General features: G+C 45.6%; 15 protein-coding genes. 6 read left to right on the forward strand and 9 right to left on the reverse strand.

Annotated features, from left to right (window positions below):
* Window positions 1–262: 262 nt before the first annotated feature.
* Both fadE and F7Y48_RS06630 read left to right on the forward strand, forming a co-directional pair.
* Window positions 263–2,707 carry an acyl-CoA dehydrogenase FadE gene (gene fadE, locus F7Y48_RS06625; RefSeq protein ID WP_316682637.1) on the forward strand — a complete coding sequence of 815 codons (2,445 nt, stop codon included), beginning with the start codon at window positions 263–265 and terminating at the stop codon, window positions 2,705–2,707.
* 211 nt (window positions 2,708–2,918) lie between these two features.
* Window positions 2,919–4,694, forward strand: a complete 1,776-nt coding sequence (locus F7Y48_RS06630; protein WP_006741676.1) for a SulP family inorganic anion transporter — start codon at window positions 2,919–2,921, stop codon at window positions 4,692–4,694.
* Between the two features lie 73 nt (window positions 4,695–4,767).
* On the opposite strand, the gene F7Y48_RS06635 is transcribed toward F7Y48_RS06630, so the two are convergent.
* The 4 genes from F7Y48_RS06635 to dnaQ all read right to left on the reverse strand — a co-directional run bounded on the left by F7Y48_RS06635 (window position 4,768) and on the right by dnaQ (window position 8,445).
* Window positions 4,768–5,178, reverse strand: a complete 411-nt coding sequence (locus tag F7Y48_RS06635) for a GNAT family N-acetyltransferase (protein WP_316682639.1) — start codon at window positions 5,176–5,178, stop codon at window positions 4,768–4,770.
* A gap of 523 nt (window positions 5,179–5,701) precedes the next feature.
* Complete coding sequence (locus F7Y48_RS06640; RefSeq protein ID WP_203347016.1) at window positions 5,702–6,259, reverse strand: hypothetical protein; 558 nt, start codon at window positions 6,257–6,259, stop codon at window positions 5,702–5,704.
* 204 nt (window positions 6,260–6,463) lie between these two features.
* Window positions 6,464–7,714 (reverse strand): TIGR03503 family protein, encoded by a 1,251-nt coding sequence (locus F7Y48_RS06645; RefSeq protein WP_258506800.1) that lies wholly within the window; start codon window positions 7,712–7,714, stop codon window positions 6,464–6,466.
* Between the two features lie 8 nt (window positions 7,715–7,722).
* Window positions 7,723–8,445: a DNA polymerase III subunit epsilon gene (gene dnaQ, locus F7Y48_RS06650; protein WP_005380385.1), complete on the reverse strand. Its 723-nt coding sequence runs from the start codon at window positions 8,443–8,445 to the stop codon at window positions 7,723–7,725.
* Window positions 8,446–8,504: 59 nt separating this feature from the next.
* Between dnaQ and rnhA the strand changes: the two genes are divergently transcribed.
* On the forward strand, window positions 8,505–8,969 hold the full coding sequence (rnhA, locus tag F7Y48_RS06655; RefSeq protein WP_258506801.1) for a ribonuclease HI: 465 nt from the start codon (window positions 8,505–8,507) through the stop codon (window positions 8,967–8,969).
* On the opposite strand, the gene F7Y48_RS06660 is transcribed toward rnhA, so the two are convergent.
* Window positions 8,966–9,712, reverse strand: coding sequence for a class I SAM-dependent methyltransferase (locus F7Y48_RS06660; protein WP_012841508.1), 747 nt, complete (start codon window positions 9,710–9,712; stop codon window positions 8,966–8,968). The two genes, rnhA and F7Y48_RS06660, sit on opposite strands and share 4 nt — an antisense overlap.
* A 37-nt stretch (window positions 9,713–9,749) precedes the next feature.
* Between F7Y48_RS06660 and gloB the strand changes: the two genes are divergently transcribed.
* The 3 genes from gloB (at window position 9,750) to F7Y48_RS06675 (ending at window position 13,030) form a co-directional block, all read left to right on the forward strand.
* On the forward strand, window positions 9,750–10,508 hold the full coding sequence (gloB, locus tag F7Y48_RS06665) for a hydroxyacylglutathione hydrolase (protein ID WP_006741673.1): 759 nt from the start codon (window positions 9,750–9,752) through the stop codon (window positions 10,506–10,508).
* A gap of 255 nt (window positions 10,509–10,763) precedes the next feature.
* Complete coding sequence (locus F7Y48_RS06670; RefSeq protein ID WP_316682646.1) at window positions 10,764–12,347, forward strand: LysM peptidoglycan-binding domain-containing protein; 1,584 nt, start codon at window positions 10,764–10,766, stop codon at window positions 12,345–12,347.
* A complete protein-coding gene (locus tag F7Y48_RS06675; RefSeq protein ID WP_316682649.1) occupies window positions 12,344–13,030 on the forward strand; it encodes a YIP1 family protein in 687 nt (228 codons plus the stop codon). Before F7Y48_RS06670 ends, F7Y48_RS06675 begins: the two co-directional genes overlap by 4 nt.
* Before the next feature lies 1 nt (window position 13,031).
* Here the strand turns inward: F7Y48_RS06675 and F7Y48_RS06680 are convergent, their stop codons facing one another.
* The 4 genes from F7Y48_RS06680 to tilS all read right to left on the reverse strand — a co-directional run bounded on the left by F7Y48_RS06680 (window position 13,032) and on the right by tilS (window position 16,240).
* A complete protein-coding gene (locus F7Y48_RS06680; protein ID WP_316682651.1) occupies window positions 13,032–13,877 on the reverse strand; it encodes an endonuclease/exonuclease/phosphatase family protein in 846 nt (281 codons plus the stop codon).
* Between the two features lie 141 nt (window positions 13,878–14,018).
* The gene (glnB, locus tag F7Y48_RS06685) at window positions 14,019–14,357 is read right to left on the reverse strand and encodes a nitrogen regulatory protein P-II (RefSeq protein WP_005436810.1); all 339 of its coding nucleotides are present in this window, start codon (window positions 14,355–14,357) and stop codon (window positions 14,019–14,021) included.
* Window positions 14,358–14,544: 187 nt separating this feature from the next.
* Complete coding sequence (locus F7Y48_RS06690; RefSeq protein WP_012841507.1) at window positions 14,545–14,859, reverse strand: c-type cytochrome; 315 nt, start codon at window positions 14,857–14,859, stop codon at window positions 14,545–14,547.
* A gap of 70 nt (window positions 14,860–14,929) precedes the next feature.
* Window positions 14,930–16,240, reverse strand: a complete 1,311-nt coding sequence (gene tilS / locus F7Y48_RS06695; RefSeq protein ID WP_164666268.1) for a tRNA lysidine(34) synthetase TilS — start codon at window positions 16,238–16,240, stop codon at window positions 14,930–14,932.
* Window positions 16,241–16,309 lie beyond the last annotated feature (69 nt).

Here is a 16,309-nt window from a genome sequence, read left to right on the forward strand (position 1 = left end):
CTGAGTTTACCCACAAACGAGAATTAGTGTCGATAGTGAACCAACAGATTTAGATTGGTGATGGTAATAAACTTGTCAACTTGCTCATGAAACCATCACTCAAATCGCAACTTTAGAACTTTAACTCTACTTAGATCACTTTTTATCCAATCTTATGTTTTACATTTCCTTAATATTTTGATTACACTTAAACCAACTGGTTAGACCTCTTACCTAACATACAGACGTACAACACTTATAAAGTCTGAAAAGGAAAATACATATGGACATCTTGCTCTCAATCATCACGATGACGGTCGTGCTAGGCATTACGCTCTACCACCGCATGTCTCTCGTGAAATCTATTAGTTTACTCACAGCGGCTATGTTAGCGCTCACAGTAATAGGCGCGGTTGGCGTTACTGGTTGGGCTATTTACGTTCTTGCTGCCGCTGTATTCGCGGTTCCTGGCGTACGTCAGTCTTTGATAAGCCGCAAAGCATTAACGCTTTTCAAGAAAGTGCTGCCAGCTATGTCTCAAACCGAAAAAGAAGCGTTAGACGCAGGTACCGTCTGGTGGGAAGCCGAGCTATTTAAAGGCAAACCAGAGTGGCAAAAGCTTCACGCAATTCAAGCACCTAAATTAAGTGCAGAAGAACAAGCCTTTTTAGACGGTCCAGTGAATGAAGTGTGTGCCATGGTGAGCGATTTCCAAGTGACTCACGAACTCGCAGACTTACCGCCAGAAGTATGGCAATACCTGAAAGATCACAAATTCTTCGCCATGATCATTAAGAAAAAGTACGGTGGTCTTGAGTTCTCAGCATACGCTCAATCACTAGTACTACAAAAACTAACGGGTGTTTCTGGCGTTCTATCGTCTACCGTTGGTGTTCCTAACTCTTTGGGCCCTGGTGAGCTACTGCAACACTACGGTACTGAAGATCAGAAAAATCATTACTTACCGCGCCTAGCTGAAGGTAAGGAAATCCCTTGTTTCGCCTTAACGAGTCCAGAAGCAGGCTCTGACGCTGGCTCTATTCCAGATTACGGTGTGGTTTGTAAAGGCGAATGGGAAGGAAAAGAAGTACTGGGTATGCGCCTGACTTGGAACAAGCGCTACATCACTCTAGCGCCAGTCGCAACGGTACTAGGCTTAGCATTTAAACTTCGCGATCCTGAAGGTTTGCTAGGCGACAAAGAAGATCTTGGCATCACTTGTGCGCTTATCCCAACTGATGTCAAAGGTGTTGAGATTGGTAACCGACACTTCCCGCTCAATGTGCCATTCCAAAATGGTCCAACGCGCGGTAAAGACATCTTTGTTCCTATCGATTTCATTATCGGTGGTGAAAAAATGGCGGGCCAAGGTTGGCGTATGCTGGTTGAGTGTCTATCGGTTGGTCGTGGTATCACGCTACCTTCAAACTCAACAGGTGGCATCAAAACTGCGGCAATGGCAACGGGCGCTTACTCACGCATTCGTCGCCAGTTCAAACAACCTATCGGTCACATGGAAGGCGTAGAAGAGCCATTGGCACGTCTTGGTGGTAATGCTTACGTGATGGATGCAGCAAGCAACTTAACCGTGGCAGGTATCGACTTAGGTGAAAAGCCATCAGTAATCTCAGCTATCGTGAAGTACCACTGTACGCACCGTGGACAACAAAGCATCATCGACGCAATGGACATCGTAGGCGGTAAAGGTATCTGTATGGGACCTTCTAACTTCCTAGCGCGTGGTTACCAAGGTGCGCCAATCGCGGTAACGGTTGAGGGTGCAAACATTTTAACACGCTCAATGATCATCTTTGGTCAAGGTGCGATTCGTTGTCACCCTTACGTTCTTGAAGAAATGAACGCAGCATATTCTGACGCTGGCGATGCAGTTGAGAAGTTCGATAAAGCGCTTGCGGGTCACGTGAGCTTTACCATGAGTAACCTCGTACGCAGTATCTGGTTTGGTTTGAGCGACGGTTTAGGTTCTTCATCACCAACCAAAGATGCAACCAAGCGTTACTACCAACAATTGAACCGTTACAGTGCAAACCTTGCTCTGCTATCGGATATCTCAATGGCAGTGCTAGGTGGCTCTTTGAAGCGTAAAGAGCGTCTATCAGCGCGTCTTGGTGACATTCTAAGCCAGCTATATTTAAGCTCTGCGGCGTTGAAACGTTTTGAGCAAGATGGCCGCCCAGTCGAAGATTTACCATTAGTACACTGGGGTCTACAAGACAGTTTGAAACAAGCGGAAGTGGCGGTAGACGAATTCTTAGCAAACTTCCCGAACAAAGTGATTGGTCGTGCACTGCGCGTGTTAATCATGCCATTCGGTCGTGTACGCAAAGCGCCAAGCGATAAACTAGACAGCAAAGTGGCGCGCATTCTACAAACGCCTAGTGCAACGCGCTCACGCATTGGTCGCGGTCAGTACCTTGAACCAACCGAGCACAACGCAGCAGGTAAGATTGAGCTTGCCCTGTCAGTCATTCTTCAAGCTGAGCCAGTGTTCGACAAAGTATGTAAAGCGCAAGGCAAACGTCGTCCATTCCTACGTTTGGATATGATTGCTCAGGAAGGGCTAGAGCAAGGCTTTATCACGCAAGAAGAAGCCGACCTACTAAGAGAAGCGGAACAGCATCGTCTGGATACAATCAACGTTGATGACTTTGAGCCGGAATTGCTAGCCGCAAAGCCGCTATACCCTCAGATGGATAGCGTTGCTTAACTCTCTAATCTGAAACCATACAACGGGAGTGACAACTCCCGTTTTTTATTGCTACCAGAATAGCGTTCATAACACCTCACACCACGAAGAACCTCTGCGCAAGCGCAATAAAATCCACGCACTCCGACCCTTCCCCCCGATTTCCAGTGATAACTAACTCACAGACGTTCCAAGCAAGCGGTGTATACTTTTAAGTAACTCACTCACATATATGGTAAATCCGTTGGCTAAAATATTATTCGCACAGTGGTTCCCTGGGCTTGTTCAGCTTAAGCATTATCAAAAAGAATGGTTTGTTAACGACTTTAGAGCCGCCTTTTCTGTTGTCGCGGTTGCCCTGCCAGTTGCCATAGCTTATGCACAGCTAACCGGTGTATCTGCAATTGTCGGTCTGTACTCGTGTGTACTGCCAATGTTGGTATACGCCATGATGGGCACATCTCGACAACTCATTGTCGGACCTGATGCAGCAACCTGTGCAGTGATTGCCGCCGTTGTTACGCCGCTTGCCGCGGGTGATCCTACAAAACATTGGCAGTTAGTCATGACCATGACAGCGATGACTGGTATTTGGTGTGTACTGGCCAGTCGTTTCAAGTTAGGGGTGTTTGCAGACTTCCTTTCTCGCCCGATTCTTTTGGGTCTACTCAACGGTGTCGCTCTCACAATTATCGTTGGTCAGTTTGCCAAAGTGGTCGGTTTGAAATACGAACAACGTTATTTGCTGGAACGCTTATGGGAGGCTCCACAACGATTAACCGAGCTTCATTGGCCTACCGTAACTCTGAGTATCGTGACGGTTGTCGTTTATTTACTCACCAAACGCTACCGACCAACGTGGCCTGCTGCCATGCTGGCGATACTCGTGACTACCGCGTCAGTTTGGTTTTTCCATTTACAAGAGATGGGCGTATCCGTGGTTGGGCTCACTCAAGGTGGTTTCCCTCAGTTTCAAACGCCGGAGTTTGAGCTAGGTGAAGTTCGTGAGCTAGTGGTCCCGGCGCTCAACCTTGCGATTGTCAGCTTTGTTAGCATGATGCTCACCGCGCGCAGTTTCGCCGCTAAAAACGGTTATGATATTGATGCAAATAAAGAGTTTCAGGCGTTGGGCTTTGCCAACATTGCCTCAGCGTTTTCGCAAGGTTTCGCGATAAGCGGAGCTGACTCACGCACAGCGGTAAATGATGCAAATGGCGGTAAATCTCAATTAGTTTCGATTGTTGCCGCAATCACCATTGCCATTATTGCAGTATTTATTTATGAGCCTTTACAGTTTATTCCCATCGCATCACTTGGTGTCGTGTTGATCATCGCATCCTTGTCTCTGCTCGATCTCAAAGCCATTTGGAAATTAAAATCTCGTGACAAAGATGCGTTCTATCTAGCAATCATCACTTTTATTTCTGTTTTGATCGTAGGCGTAATACCAGGGATCACTTTAGCGGTACTGCTAGGGCTATTTCAATTTTTACGTATTGTCATGCGACCGAGTGATCAGCTACTTGGCTTGGATGAAAAAGGCACCATTCGGACCATCGACGACTCAGGAAAAGCTTCGCCTATTCCTGGAATGGTGATTTACCGCTTTAACTCGCCGCTGACTTACTTCAACGCACCTTACTTTAAACGCCGAGTGTTAGAGCAAGTAGAACATCACAAAGACGCAAGTTGCGTTGTCATCGACGCCGTATCGAGCTTTACTCACTTAGATCTCAGTGTGATGGCAACACTGTCAGATATTCACAATACTTTAAAAAAGAGAGGCGTACGCTTAATCCTCGCAGGAAGGAAACGACGCTTACGTCAATGGTGTGAGCTTACTGGTATCAGCACCAGTGAAGGAGGCATCTTACTGCGAGCCGATATGTACCTTGCCATTAAACTTAGTGGCTGTTACATCAGTGCTGTGGGTGAGGGACAAATTCCTACTGTTCAAAAAGAGCCTGATTTAGAGCAGCCACCCAAACCAATTCCAGAAGTGGCTTAAGTAGAAGTTTAATATAGAAAACAGGAAATTAAACTCCTGTTTTCTATTGCTTATTTGCACAGCTGAATACGTGTTACGCCTTCGGCTTAAACTTTTTTGTCATCCCTTGGCTTTTAGGAGCCACCAGCCTATAACCAAGCTTTTCGTAAAAGACCGGTTCATCAGCAATCATAGAAACGTAAGAGCCTTCAAGTGCAACAGAAGAAAGATAACCGTCAATGTATTCCATGACTTTTCTACCTAAACCGTTACCTTGATAATCAGAATCAACGGCAACGTCGACAATTTCGAAGTTACACGCCCCGTCACCAACAACCCGACCCATTGCAATGAGCTTTCCCTCATCCCGAACAGATACACCATATAACGAATTGGGTAGACCAATTTCAGCAGCTTTCAACGATTTGGGTGATAGCCCGGCTTTGACGCGCATATCACAGTATTCTTTCGGGCTTGGCACGTGCTCTTCATATATTATTGTCATTATGTACGACTCCTTTGTATCACCTTGGAGCTTACATAACCAAACTGTATGAATAAACAGTTAAAATTGGAAAGATGTTCCCATTAAGCACACAAAGTGTCGGGTCTGGAAAAGAAGCCACCGACAACTCTGACGCCATAGATATAAGTCGCTCTGAAGCTAGACATTCCTTTTTCTAAACATGTTTCTCTCAGCAACATATCCGCATGCTTTCGAGCACTTTGTGGCAACACCTCTTCCCTCCGAGTTGGTAAAGAGCATCATGCACTAAAGAAGCTTTCATAATGTTTTTTGTGTCTAACGCTGGCCCACTCGCTCCATCCCATGCATAGCCCTTTTTAATCGTTAACACGCCTTGTTTGGATAAACTAAGAAAAGGGCTGTCATACGCGTTACTCACTGAAATGTGAGTCTCAATCTTTTCTTCAGAATGGAGAGTGTATTTGTACTTCTGACGCTTTTTGTATTTCATAACCTAACCGCCTAACTAACTTGAGTGGGAGGAACGGGGATAACTCTCAAATTAGAGTTTCTCAGAGAGTTTTTTCAAGTAGGACTTTGCAAGATCATGGTTATCTCTGCTCAACCACTTAATACAATCAAAGAGTTCCCAAATCAGGCCTTGATCACCACTGGTATAAACTGGGAAATCTTCATGTTTTGGCGCAGGTTCATCAGTAACCATGCCAGCAGTCACATCAGCTTTATCAAATAAAACCTTAAATGGCTTAGAAAGTTTGAAAGGCTCACAGATATCTAAACAATGAATCTCCGCACTGGTTAGGTCATTAAAAATATATTTTTTGAAGCACGCATTTTCGTTGTGCTCTCCCTCAAGACGATAAAAAATGTCTTTATTTGCTTCAAAGTGGGTAAAGCAAGGCTCTGAGGCTTTATGGAAGTTGTTTTGAGTAAAGACAACAACATCAGCGTCCGAAATACGGTCACCTTTTCCTGATGACAATGAACCAAGCAATACCGCAGCAACAACGTCTTTTTCAGAATAAAAGGCATCATAAGCAGACTCAACCAAGGCCTTTTGTCGTGGTAAATGCTCTAGTTCTAACGCTCCAATTGTCATAACTCACTCCGTCGATACGCACTAAAATCAAGTCGAAACGTAAAGAGTATCATGCGAGCTTTATTATGATTAATCAACGTTAAATCATGGTGTTACTTTAAAATAAAATGATTAATGATCATTAGAAACATCAAATTCTGTCTCAAACTTAAACTGAAAAAAAACGGAGCCGATTGGCTCCGTTTCTAGGTTTATGTGTTACTACTATTTCTTTGGCACTTCTAACTGCATCTCTGGCATGGCATCGCGCTTCACTTTAATTTTGCGCCAGACTATCCATGCAATGATCACAATCAGCAGCATTATCACATTACCCACCGCGATAATAATCATGCTGCGCTTACGCTCAGCCTCCCGCTCAGCGATAATTTGCTTTTCCATTTCAATACGGCGCTGCTCGGCTAATTCAGCTTCTTTTGCAATTCGAGCGGCTTCTAGATCAACGTCATCAACAACACTGAAAGTTTGCTCTGGAATAGGAAACACCAGTGGACGTTGCGTCGCAAAATCAGTGGCAAAGATCTCGCCGCGCCATGCGTATTTACCAAGCTCAGCGTCGTTATTGAGGTTCAGCGTGGTTCTCATTCCATCTTTAGAAACCTGGCCTTGGCTGTAGCTAACAAAGCCATCGGGTGCATCTTGTTCCACCGTGACTGCGATTGAGCCTGGCGCGATCATACCTTGCTCACCACTCACCACCAATTGGTGTGGTTTGTCAGGATTGCGCGCCTGAATAAAAGTACGAGAAATGGGGTTCGGATAAACCAAGATGACTTGCTCTTGCGCTCGTAAGAATACGCCATTACCAGAGGTGATTCGCGCACGGTACTTACCGGGCTCAACGTCTATTGGTAGTTGGACAGTGAACACACCATCCCCTGCTTTTTCATCCAAGCCGCGGCCATCATCAGCAAACTCACCCACAACCATCGGCACTGGACGTGCTTCTTTGATCAACTCATCTTCATTTTCGACAAACTTGGTAAATGTCACGCGCAAATTCACGCGGTCAAGGAAGTCGCGCAGTACAAGAGGTTTGTCGTCGGAGGTTAGGCGAGCTGTAAACTTAAGCGCTTCCCCATTATATAATCGGTTTGGGAACACATCCGTGCTGAGCTTTAAGTGAGAAATTAAGCGGATGTTATTTTTAGGAGTGACTTTCCCCACAGCCTGCCATGGGCCTGGCATAGGGTTGTCAACGGAGATAATATCGAGTGAGGCTTCTTGGTACCAACGTACATTGTCGTAGGCGTCCCAGGCATAGTACTTTTTACCGTCAGGGCGGACTAAAACAACTGGCTGAGAACTTTGCTCACGATAAACTAAAAAAGTGATCTGCTCGATGGTTGGATCCACTCGAAAGCGATTGTCTAACAAAGACATAGCAGATTCACTCGATGCACTCGAGAGACTACTCCATATCGCTAAAAACGCGACCAACAAAGCCCTCAGCATAGCTTCTCCTATTGATGCCAAATACAGTCGTTCACCAACTCTAATCTTTTTTGGTGAGCTTCTAGTTCATCGGCACTTGCGCGCAAAACCTTTAGCGCTTTTCTTCCTTCAATACGGCGAATGGTTTCTACCCCACCCTCTTGTTTATTCGCGTTAAACTCTAGACTCGTTTGACCACCCGTCATAAAGAGGTAAACATCGGCTAGAATCTCCGCATCGAGCAAAGCTCCGTGGAGTGTACGGTGCGAGTTATCAATACCGTAGCGTTCACATAAGATATCAAGGTTGTTTCGCTTGCCAGGGAAGATTTTCTTCGCCATAGCAAGGGTATCGGTCACCTTGCAGTAGTCGTCCGTTTTGCCGATGTTAGGATCGAGCATGCCAAACTCGTAATCCATAAAGCCCGTATCGAAGGGCGCGTTATGGGCAACAAGTTCGGCACCTTTAATAAACTCAAGAAACTCTTGGTGCACGCTCGCGTATTCTGGTTTATCAACCAAGAATTCATCCGTGATACCGTGAACTTCAACCGCTTCTGGTTGGATTTCACGATCGGGTTTTAAATAAACGTGGAAGTGACGACCAGTCAGCTTACGGTTGATGATCTCCACGGCACCGATTTCAATAATGCGGTGTCCCATGTAGTGAGGACCACCCTCGCGGTTCATACCTGTGGTTTCGGTATCGAGAACGACAATGCGGTTATATTCAGAATTGCTGCTGGTATTCATAAGGTTATGTATGTCAGACTATGCTTTATTAAATGTTTCGGCTAATAGTACCAAAAAATATGACCAAACACGTTGAGATTTTCACTGACGGTTCTTGTTTAGGTAACCCAGGACCAGGTGGTTACGGCATTGTATTGCGTTACAAAGACGTAGAAAAGACGCTTTCCAAAGGCTACACGCTAACCACCAACAACCGCATGGAAATGTTGGCGGCTGTCGTCGCGCTGCAGACGTTAAAACAACCTTGCAAAGTCACTTTAACGACTGACAGCCAATATGTGCGCCAAGGTATTACTCAGTGGATCCATAACTGGAAGAAGCGTGGTTGGAAAACTGCGGATAAGAAATCCGTGAAGAATGCCGATCTATGGCAAGCTCTAGACAAAGAAACTGCACGCCATCAAGTTGAATGGCACTGGGTAAAAGGCCACGCTGGTCATCGTGAGAATGAAATTTGTGATGAGCTAGCCCGTACCGCCGCAGAAAACCCAACCGAGGAAGATACTGGTTACCAACCCTCTTAACGAGATTCTTTCCTCATAGTGTTACCCTCTCGATTCATCACCCCTAGTGGTGTGAGCTTTTTCTTCAAACGCCAATGCGGTTTGATAGGCTTGAGAGGGTATGTTCGTTTCCGTGCCACAATGTAATACAAACTCCCTGCAGGTGACGCCCAATCACCGAGACTGTTTTCCAACCATGTCCACATCGTGCGGTAGCGCTTCATCGGAAACAGTGCGTAACGGTCGCAATGAATCACTTGATAATTAAGTAACCCTAACCAGTCGTTGATGCGGTTCGACGTAAACATTCGTCCACTCCAAGGCAAATTATGTTTACGCCATGGAAGCAAACTCGCTAATCCAGTCAAACTTAGTGGGTTAAATCCAGTGATTATCAAATAACCATCATCCATCATCACTCTATCGACTTCCCGTAGCAAACGGTGTGGATCGCTTGCATAGTCGAGCTGATGAGCGAGTATCACAACATCAAAGCTTTTTTCTAAAAAGGGCAATTCGTAACCATCTGCAATCACATTATGCAACGGGTTCTGGATATCTACGTTGACTTGGTGTTGAATGTTACAATTACAGCTGGTTAGCTCACAGCTCAACCCGCCCAGTTTGAGCATATGGTAACCGAAGAGTTTCGGACACCATTCATCAAGTCGGGTCTGGATTGACTCAAGCACCCACGGACCGTTGTTCATTGCTGACCAAGTCGACGGGTGTGGTATAGTTTTGTTGCTGAGTGCTGGTTTCATTAACCACCTGACTAAAATGGGTGACGGAGAACGAATCGTGTTAGAGATCAAAAGCATACCCGCATTTAATGATAATTACATCTGGCTGATACAAAATAGCGATAAGCGTTGCGCAGTCGTTGATCCGGGCGATGCGAAGCCAGTGCTAGAATACTTGCAGGCTAACGAATTAACTTTAGAAGCGATTTTAATTACGCACCACCACAACGATCACATTGGTGGCGTTCCAGACTTAGTGCGTGCCTTTCCTGAAGTCGCCGTTGTGGGCCCGAAATCTGAGCCAATTCCAACCCTAACCACCCCCATGGAAGAAGGCGACAAACTGGAGTTATTTGGCGAAATCTTTTTAGTGCTAGGTTTACCAGGCCATACCTTAGGTCATATCGGTTACGTTGGAGACGGAAAACTGTTTTGTGGTGACGTGTTGTTTTCCGCAGGCTGCGGTCGTATTTTTGAGGGTACGCCAGAGCAAATGTTTGAGTCACTAAACAAGCTAACGTCTCTACCAGAAGAAACTCAAGTCTTCTGCGCGCATGAATACACCGCGAGTAACGTGGCGTTTGCTTTAGCGGTTGAGCCTGATAATGAGCAGCTACGTCAATATCGCGATGATGTAAACCGACTGCGAGCCCTAAACATTCCGACACTTCCAACAACAATACGCAAAGAAAAGTGGATTAATCCGTTCTTGCGAACCACCAACCCTGACGTGGTTCAATCTGTTGCTAGTCGCATTAAAAATAGCGATCCATGCTCGGTTTTTACTGCTTTGCGTGAGTGGAAGAACGAATTTTAACCATTTTCTGCTTGTAAGTTTGCAAGACCCCAGTATTATCAGGGGCTGATTTTTCGAGAAGCGCCACTGGCGCTTCTCTTACGTTTGGGGTTGATATAAATCTATTTGAATTTCTCCCCATTGCATAATTTAGAAGCTCTTTGCCTCTATTAATTAGTTAGTGTTTAAAAGATGTCTATTATCTTGCGACTGCCACGCACATTGTGTTGCGCGACAGGCAGGTGAAGATAAAAAGGCCCTAAATAGGCTGAATCCATGCGTTTGAAGTATACCTGGGCGTTGGCGTTGTTATTATCTGGCTGTCAATTGACTCAGTCAGACTCAACGTCTTCTACACCAGAAACCAATAAATCTGAGCAGACTGCAAAACAAAATGCAGCGAAGGCTCAACCGGGCAACACATCGTCTTTAGCAAAAAAATCCGCTAACGACGCGCCTAAAGTTCTTTCCCCTCAGGAACAAGAAGATGTATGGCAACGTATCGCCATGCAACTTGAAATGGATATCCCAAACCATAAGAAAGTGGACTACTACCGTACGTGGTATCTAAAGCACCCGAATCACCTTTACACGGTGTCTAAGCGTGCGACTCCTTTTCTATACATGATCACAAAACGTATCGAAGAGCGTGGACTTCCAATGGAGCTTGCTTTGCTTCCGGTGGTGGAAAGCTCATTCGATGCCTTTGCATACTCACACGGTAGTGCAGCTGGATTGTGGCAATTTGTCCCTGGCACCGGAAAGATGATGGGACTAGAGCAAAACTACTGGTATGACGGTCGCCGAGATGTGGCAGCAGCAACGGATGCCGCACTGAACTACCTTGTACAACTAAACGAGCGTTTTGATGGTAGCTGGGAGCATGCAATTGCTGCTTACAACAGTGGTGGTGGCCGTGTTTCTAGCGCAATTCGTAAGAATAAAAAGCTCGGTAAACCTATCGATTTCTTCTCATTGGACTTACCAAAAGAGACCAGCAGTTACGTACCTAAGCTGCTAGCCTTGGCTGACGTCATCGCAAACCAAGACAAGTACGGGCTTAATATTCCTGCGATTCCAAACAAGCCTGTTCTAACGCTTGTCGATCCGAAAGAACAGCTTGATCTAGCCATTGCTGCAGATTATGCCGGCATTGGTGTGAAAGAGTTACAAAGTTACAACCCTGCATACAACCAATGGTCAACTGCGCCTGAAGGTCCGCACCAACTTCTGATTCCGGTAGAGAAAAAAGAGACTTTTCTCACTAAGGTGGAGAAAAACCGTGGTAAAGGGATGAAGGTCGCTCGCTACAAGGTGAAGTCTGGTGACTCTTTAAGTGTGCTAGCTAATAAATACGGCACAACCACAAAAGTGATTCGACGTGCAAACGGCCTGTCGAATAACAATATTCGTATTGGCCAATACCTACTGATTCCGACGTCAACAAAAGACGATGCGAAATACGCACTAACGGCACAAAATCGATTAAGCAAGACTCAATCACGTGCTCGTGGACAACTCAAGCTCACTCATGTCGTTCAGTCTGGAGAGAGTTTGTGGTCAATCGCACGTGAAAATAAAGTATCGTATAAATCGTTAGCAAAATGGAATGGCATGGGCCCTAAAGATCCATTGCGCGTTGGTCAAAAGCTCGTGATTTGGAAGGACTCAGACAAAGGTGCTGTGATTCGTACCGTTTTCTACAACGTTCGCTCCGGTGACACCATTAGCGGCATTGCAAGCAAGTTCAAAGTAAAAACGAACGACATCGTGAAATGGAACTCGCTACACAAGAAAAAATACTTACAACCAGGTCAAAAACTTAAGTTGTACGTTGACGTAACGAAGGTAAGTGTATGAACCCATCAAGCAACCCACTTGTGATGCTGTTGGACATTTTTCGTTCTCCAACATCTTGCTTTCTAGCACTTTACCAACGCGGCGGATGGGGATGGCAACCGTTCATCTTCTTGATGCTTAGTCCGTTTTTATTCTGGGGCGCTTACTTTTCGAATGTCGATTTCACGTGGCTTAGTGACCAACTAGCCGCGCAGTTTCAACAAATCGACCCAAAGCAGATTGAGCTATTAGAGCCAAACACGCTAATGGCAAGTGCGATCATCAATGATGTATTCAACCGCTTTGCCACCTTACTGTTGCTTGCGCTTTGGTTCTTTCTTGCAACGAAGGCAAGCAAGCAACAATATGGTTACTGGAAGTGGTTTGCCGCATCGTGTGCTATCTTATTCCCAGCAGTATTGGGCGATATCGCAAGCTATGCGAGCCTGTTACTCAAGCATGGCAAAGTGATGACTTACGCAGCAGATTTAAACAGCCTCAATGGTCTATTAAAACTGCCGCTTACCAGCGAGTGGTCGCATTTTGCCAGCTCACTACCACTACTGCTGCCTTGGTACATTGTATTGGGCTACGGCGTTGTACTGACGTGGACGGAGTTTGAACGTGGCCAAGCCTTGGTGATTGCAAGCCTGCCATGGGTATTCTTCTACGTTATTTGGGTGCTTTATATTGTAGTGACCTAAGCTAGTCATCTAACGTAAATGACAGTAACAATGGGTTATGATCGGAAGCGTCGCTCTGCGGCGCTTTCGCGTATTTGAGGGTCAGTCCTCGGTAAAATACATGATCCAGCGGTAATCCCGTTATAAATTGGACTCGATGATCAGGCGAGAACGCCACTTCTTGCAAGTCCGCGGCTTTTAAGGCCTGTCGCATCGCATTAACGCGAGATTCACTCCAACTATTGAAGTCTCCAGCGAATAGGATCGGCCCTGTATGATGCTTTAAAAGCATTTCAAGAGCCGTTAACTGAGAGACATACTCTTGCGTGCCAACCGTGAAGTTAATCGCATGTACATTCACCACAGCGAGTCTCTCGCCATTGCTTAATTGATATTGGCTGTATAGTGCAGACTTGGGTAAACGCAGCCAAGGCTCTTTAGACGTATAAGCACAAGCTTTTTCTGGTTGCCCTTGAGCGATACTAATCACACCCGCACCGCTGCCCAGCGCCTTAAAGGCACTCACTTGGTTGCTGACCCAGTTGCCATCCACCAACCATTGCTTAAAAGATGGTGTCATGCTGGCTTCTTGCAATAACAGCAGCTGCTTATCAGCAGAGAATTCATTGAGTGCGCTTTGCCAATTAGTCCGGTTCTGTTTGTAGATGTTCCAGACAAGTACATTGATTTCACCGCCCTGATCCAGAGCTTTTGAGCCGCTAAATTCGATACACCTAATATCCTGCGTCAGCTCTGAACCTGTTTGAGTAATGATTTGCGGCTGATCTGGTACGGTGAAAATAACCTGGAAGCCGACCAATACCGCCATAATAAGAAAAACTAACGCCAGAAAAAAACGCTTAAACATACGACAAACCTGAATATACGCACCCTAAAACTGGAACAACCAACCTCGGGTTATTTGATTTCACTGAAAGTAAAAAAACAAAAAAAGGAGCCACTTGGCTCCCTTTTAGCATAATAAATACGAGACAGGTAACAAGAAACCTTAGATCGCGTCTTCGTCTTCTTCACCAGTACGGATACGAACCACACGCTCAACATCAGTAACAAAGATTTTACCATCACCAATTTTGCCAGTTTGCGCGGTTTCAATGATCGTCTCTACGCATTTATCAGCCACATCTTCCGTTACAACGATTTCGAGCTTCACTTTAGGCAGAAAGTCCACCATGTACTCTGCACCACGGTAAAGCTCGGTGTGACCTTTTTGGCGACCAAAGCCTTTCACTTCAGAGACGGTCATCCCTGTAATGCCAACTTCAGCTAGCGCTTCTCGAACATCATCCAATTTAAATGGCTTGATAATCGCTTCAATTTTTTTCATGTTCATCCCTTAAGCTTCAATCGATTGCGCTTATTATCGTTTAGCGTTTCGCAACATTCAATGTTTGTCTCTGATCCACCAGCGAAAATCCAGATTGAGCAAATTAACATAGCGAATATCGTGAGTTGATAAAACCCCAGTGAGGACTGCTCAATGCCCAATCGTCCAAGCTTTTTCAGACTCGCGTTTACTTCAAACTTGCGTAGTAAGCCGCTAGATTTGCGATATCTTCATCAGACAACAGTGAAGCTTGAGCTTGCATAACGGCAGCAAGACCACCTGTTCGCTCTTTGTTTTTATAGGCTTTAATTGAACTGATAATGTATTGCTCGTTTTGCCCTTTCAGGTTTGGGTAACCCGGAATGACAGCAATGCCGTCGGCGCCATGACACGCAGCGCATACTCCTGCCTTTGCTTGACCTGCTGTGGCATCTCCCGCTGCTAGAGCCTGCCCACTGAGCATGGTCAGCGCCACCATTGCGCCCATGATTGTTTTCTTCATTGCTTCACCTAATCAATTATTATTTAAGGATTTTTATATTTTATAATCGACATTGTGGCATGAATTTTCATTACCTGCGCCAAATAAGTTCACAATCTTGACCATTAAACGCCTGATCAACGAACAGATCTGCCACAGCAACGACTCGGTCTTGATACATCAAAATCGGAATTTGACGACGCAGCCAGCTTGGCACATTGTATTCTTGGAACAACTTCTTCAGTTTTCGACTGTGATTACGCGTGGTTGGATGCGCTGATAAGCCTTCCGGATTAAAGGTCACGCGAAGCAATTCTGGCTGACTCGGAAGCGCAATCGTTGCGTTGCTAGAACTCGTCGTTAAGGTCAGCTCCCCTAGCCGCTCAGGAAGCGATAAAACGGTATCGACTTGAATCGTACTTTGCCACTCAGTGACGTCAGCGATTTCCGTTACCCAATAGAGACGATTTCGAAAACGGCGCACTTCACCTTGTTTAAGTTGTAGTTTGGGGTTGGCATCTTGCTGAGCTAATGCGACTTCATTCCAGATAAGATTGAGTTGTACCTGAGTCGGCATACTAGTATTAAGCTTAGCCAGCCACATACGAATCAAGCGCGCACGCGCTAATTCACTGTGCTTAGCCAGTTCTTCAATACTTAAACTTAGATCCGTTTGTAAAGCGTGTTCAAACACCGCGCTCAATAGTTCATCCAATAGCGCTTCTTGTTGAGCACATAAGCTTGCACTGCGCTGAACCGCTTGATGGATACTCGGCCAGCGACCAGACAATTCAGGAATAACACAATGACGAAGAAAGTTACGATCATAACGAGTATCTTGGTTGCTTTCGTCTTCCACCCACTCCAAGCCTAATTTAGTAGCCGCGTCTTCGATACTCTTCCGCTTTATAGTAAGCAATGGTCGAACTAGGGTTCCGCCAGAGAACGGCATACTCTCCGCCATCGAAGATAACCCTTTTGGCCCGCTGCCTCGCTTAAGAGCAAGGAGAAAAGTCTCTAGTTGATCATCAGCATGTTGGCCGGTCAACAGTATATCGCCTTCTTGAATGTACTTAGTTAAGGCTTGATAGCGAGCTTCACGAGCAAGAAGTTCAATACTTTCACCATTGCTGATGTCTAAGCTCACTCGCTCAATCGAGCATGATATCCCCACTTGTTTTGCCCAAAGTAAGCATTTATCGGCCCAATCATCGGCATTCGAGCTCAAACCATGGTGCACATATACGGCGTGGCACTCTATCGAATGCGCTTGTTGATAGCGACTGAGTAATTCGAGTAAAAGACGTGAATCCACTCCTCCGCTAAACGCCAAGACAACCTTAGTGCCTGATTGATAGTAGCGGCCGAGAACTTGAGCAAAATGCGGGTAAAGCGATTCCATAAGCGATCCGATAGGTACAAAAAAGGGCTGGACTCTCATCCAACCCTTTCTATTTTAACTGTTATCACT

It is taken from the genome of Vibrio sp. 2-1-2a, from assembly GCF_032648565.1.
In the GTDB taxonomy this organism is placed as follows: Bacteria; Pseudomonadota; Gammaproteobacteria; order Enterobacterales; family Vibrionaceae; genus Vibrio; species Vibrio diabolicus.

Coding starts and splice junctions, on each gene's coding strand:
- fadE (WP_316682637.1), top strand. CDS start 263: ATGGACATCTTGCTCTCAATCATCACGATGACGGTCGTGCTAGGCATT.
- F7Y48_RS06630 (WP_006741676.1), top strand. CDS start 2,919: ATGGTAAATCCGTTGGCTAAAATATTATTCGCACAGTGGTTCCCTGGG.
- F7Y48_RS06635 (WP_316682639.1), bottom strand. CDS start 5,178: ATGACAATAATATATGAAGAGCACGTGCCAAGCCCGAAAGAATACTGT.
- F7Y48_RS06640 (WP_203347016.1), bottom strand. CDS start 6,259: ATGACAATTGGAGCGTTAGAACTAGAGCATTTACCACGACAAAAGGCC.
- F7Y48_RS06645 (WP_258506800.1), bottom strand. CDS start 7,714: ATGCTGAGGGCTTTGTTGGTCGCGTTTTTAGCGATATGGAGTAGTCTC.
- dnaQ (WP_005380385.1), bottom strand. CDS start 8,445: ATGAATACCAGCAGCAATTCTGAATATAACCGCATTGTCGTTCTCGAT.
- rnhA (WP_258506801.1), top strand. CDS start 8,505: ATGACCAAACACGTTGAGATTTTCACTGACGGTTCTTGTTTAGGTAAC.
- F7Y48_RS06660 (WP_012841508.1), bottom strand. CDS start 9,712: ATGAAACCAGCACTCAGCAACAAAACTATACCACACCCGTCGACTTGG.
- F7Y48_RS06670 (WP_316682646.1), top strand. CDS start 10,764: ATGCGTTTGAAGTATACCTGGGCGTTGGCGTTGTTATTATCTGGCTGT.
- F7Y48_RS06675 (WP_316682649.1), top strand. CDS start 12,344: ATGAACCCATCAAGCAACCCACTTGTGATGCTGTTGGACATTTTTCGT.
- F7Y48_RS06680 (WP_316682651.1), bottom strand. CDS start 13,877: ATGTTTAAGCGTTTTTTTCTGGCGTTAGTTTTTCTTATTATGGCGGTA.
- glnB (WP_005436810.1), bottom strand. CDS start 14,357: ATGAAAAAAATTGAAGCGATTATCAAGCCATTTAAATTGGATGATGTT.
- F7Y48_RS06690 (WP_012841507.1), bottom strand. CDS start 14,859: ATGAAGAAAACAATCATGGGCGCAATGGTGGCGCTGACCATGCTCAGT.
- tilS (WP_164666268.1), bottom strand. CDS start 16,240: ATGGAATCGCTTTACCCGCATTTTGCTCAAGTTCTCGGCCGCTACTAT.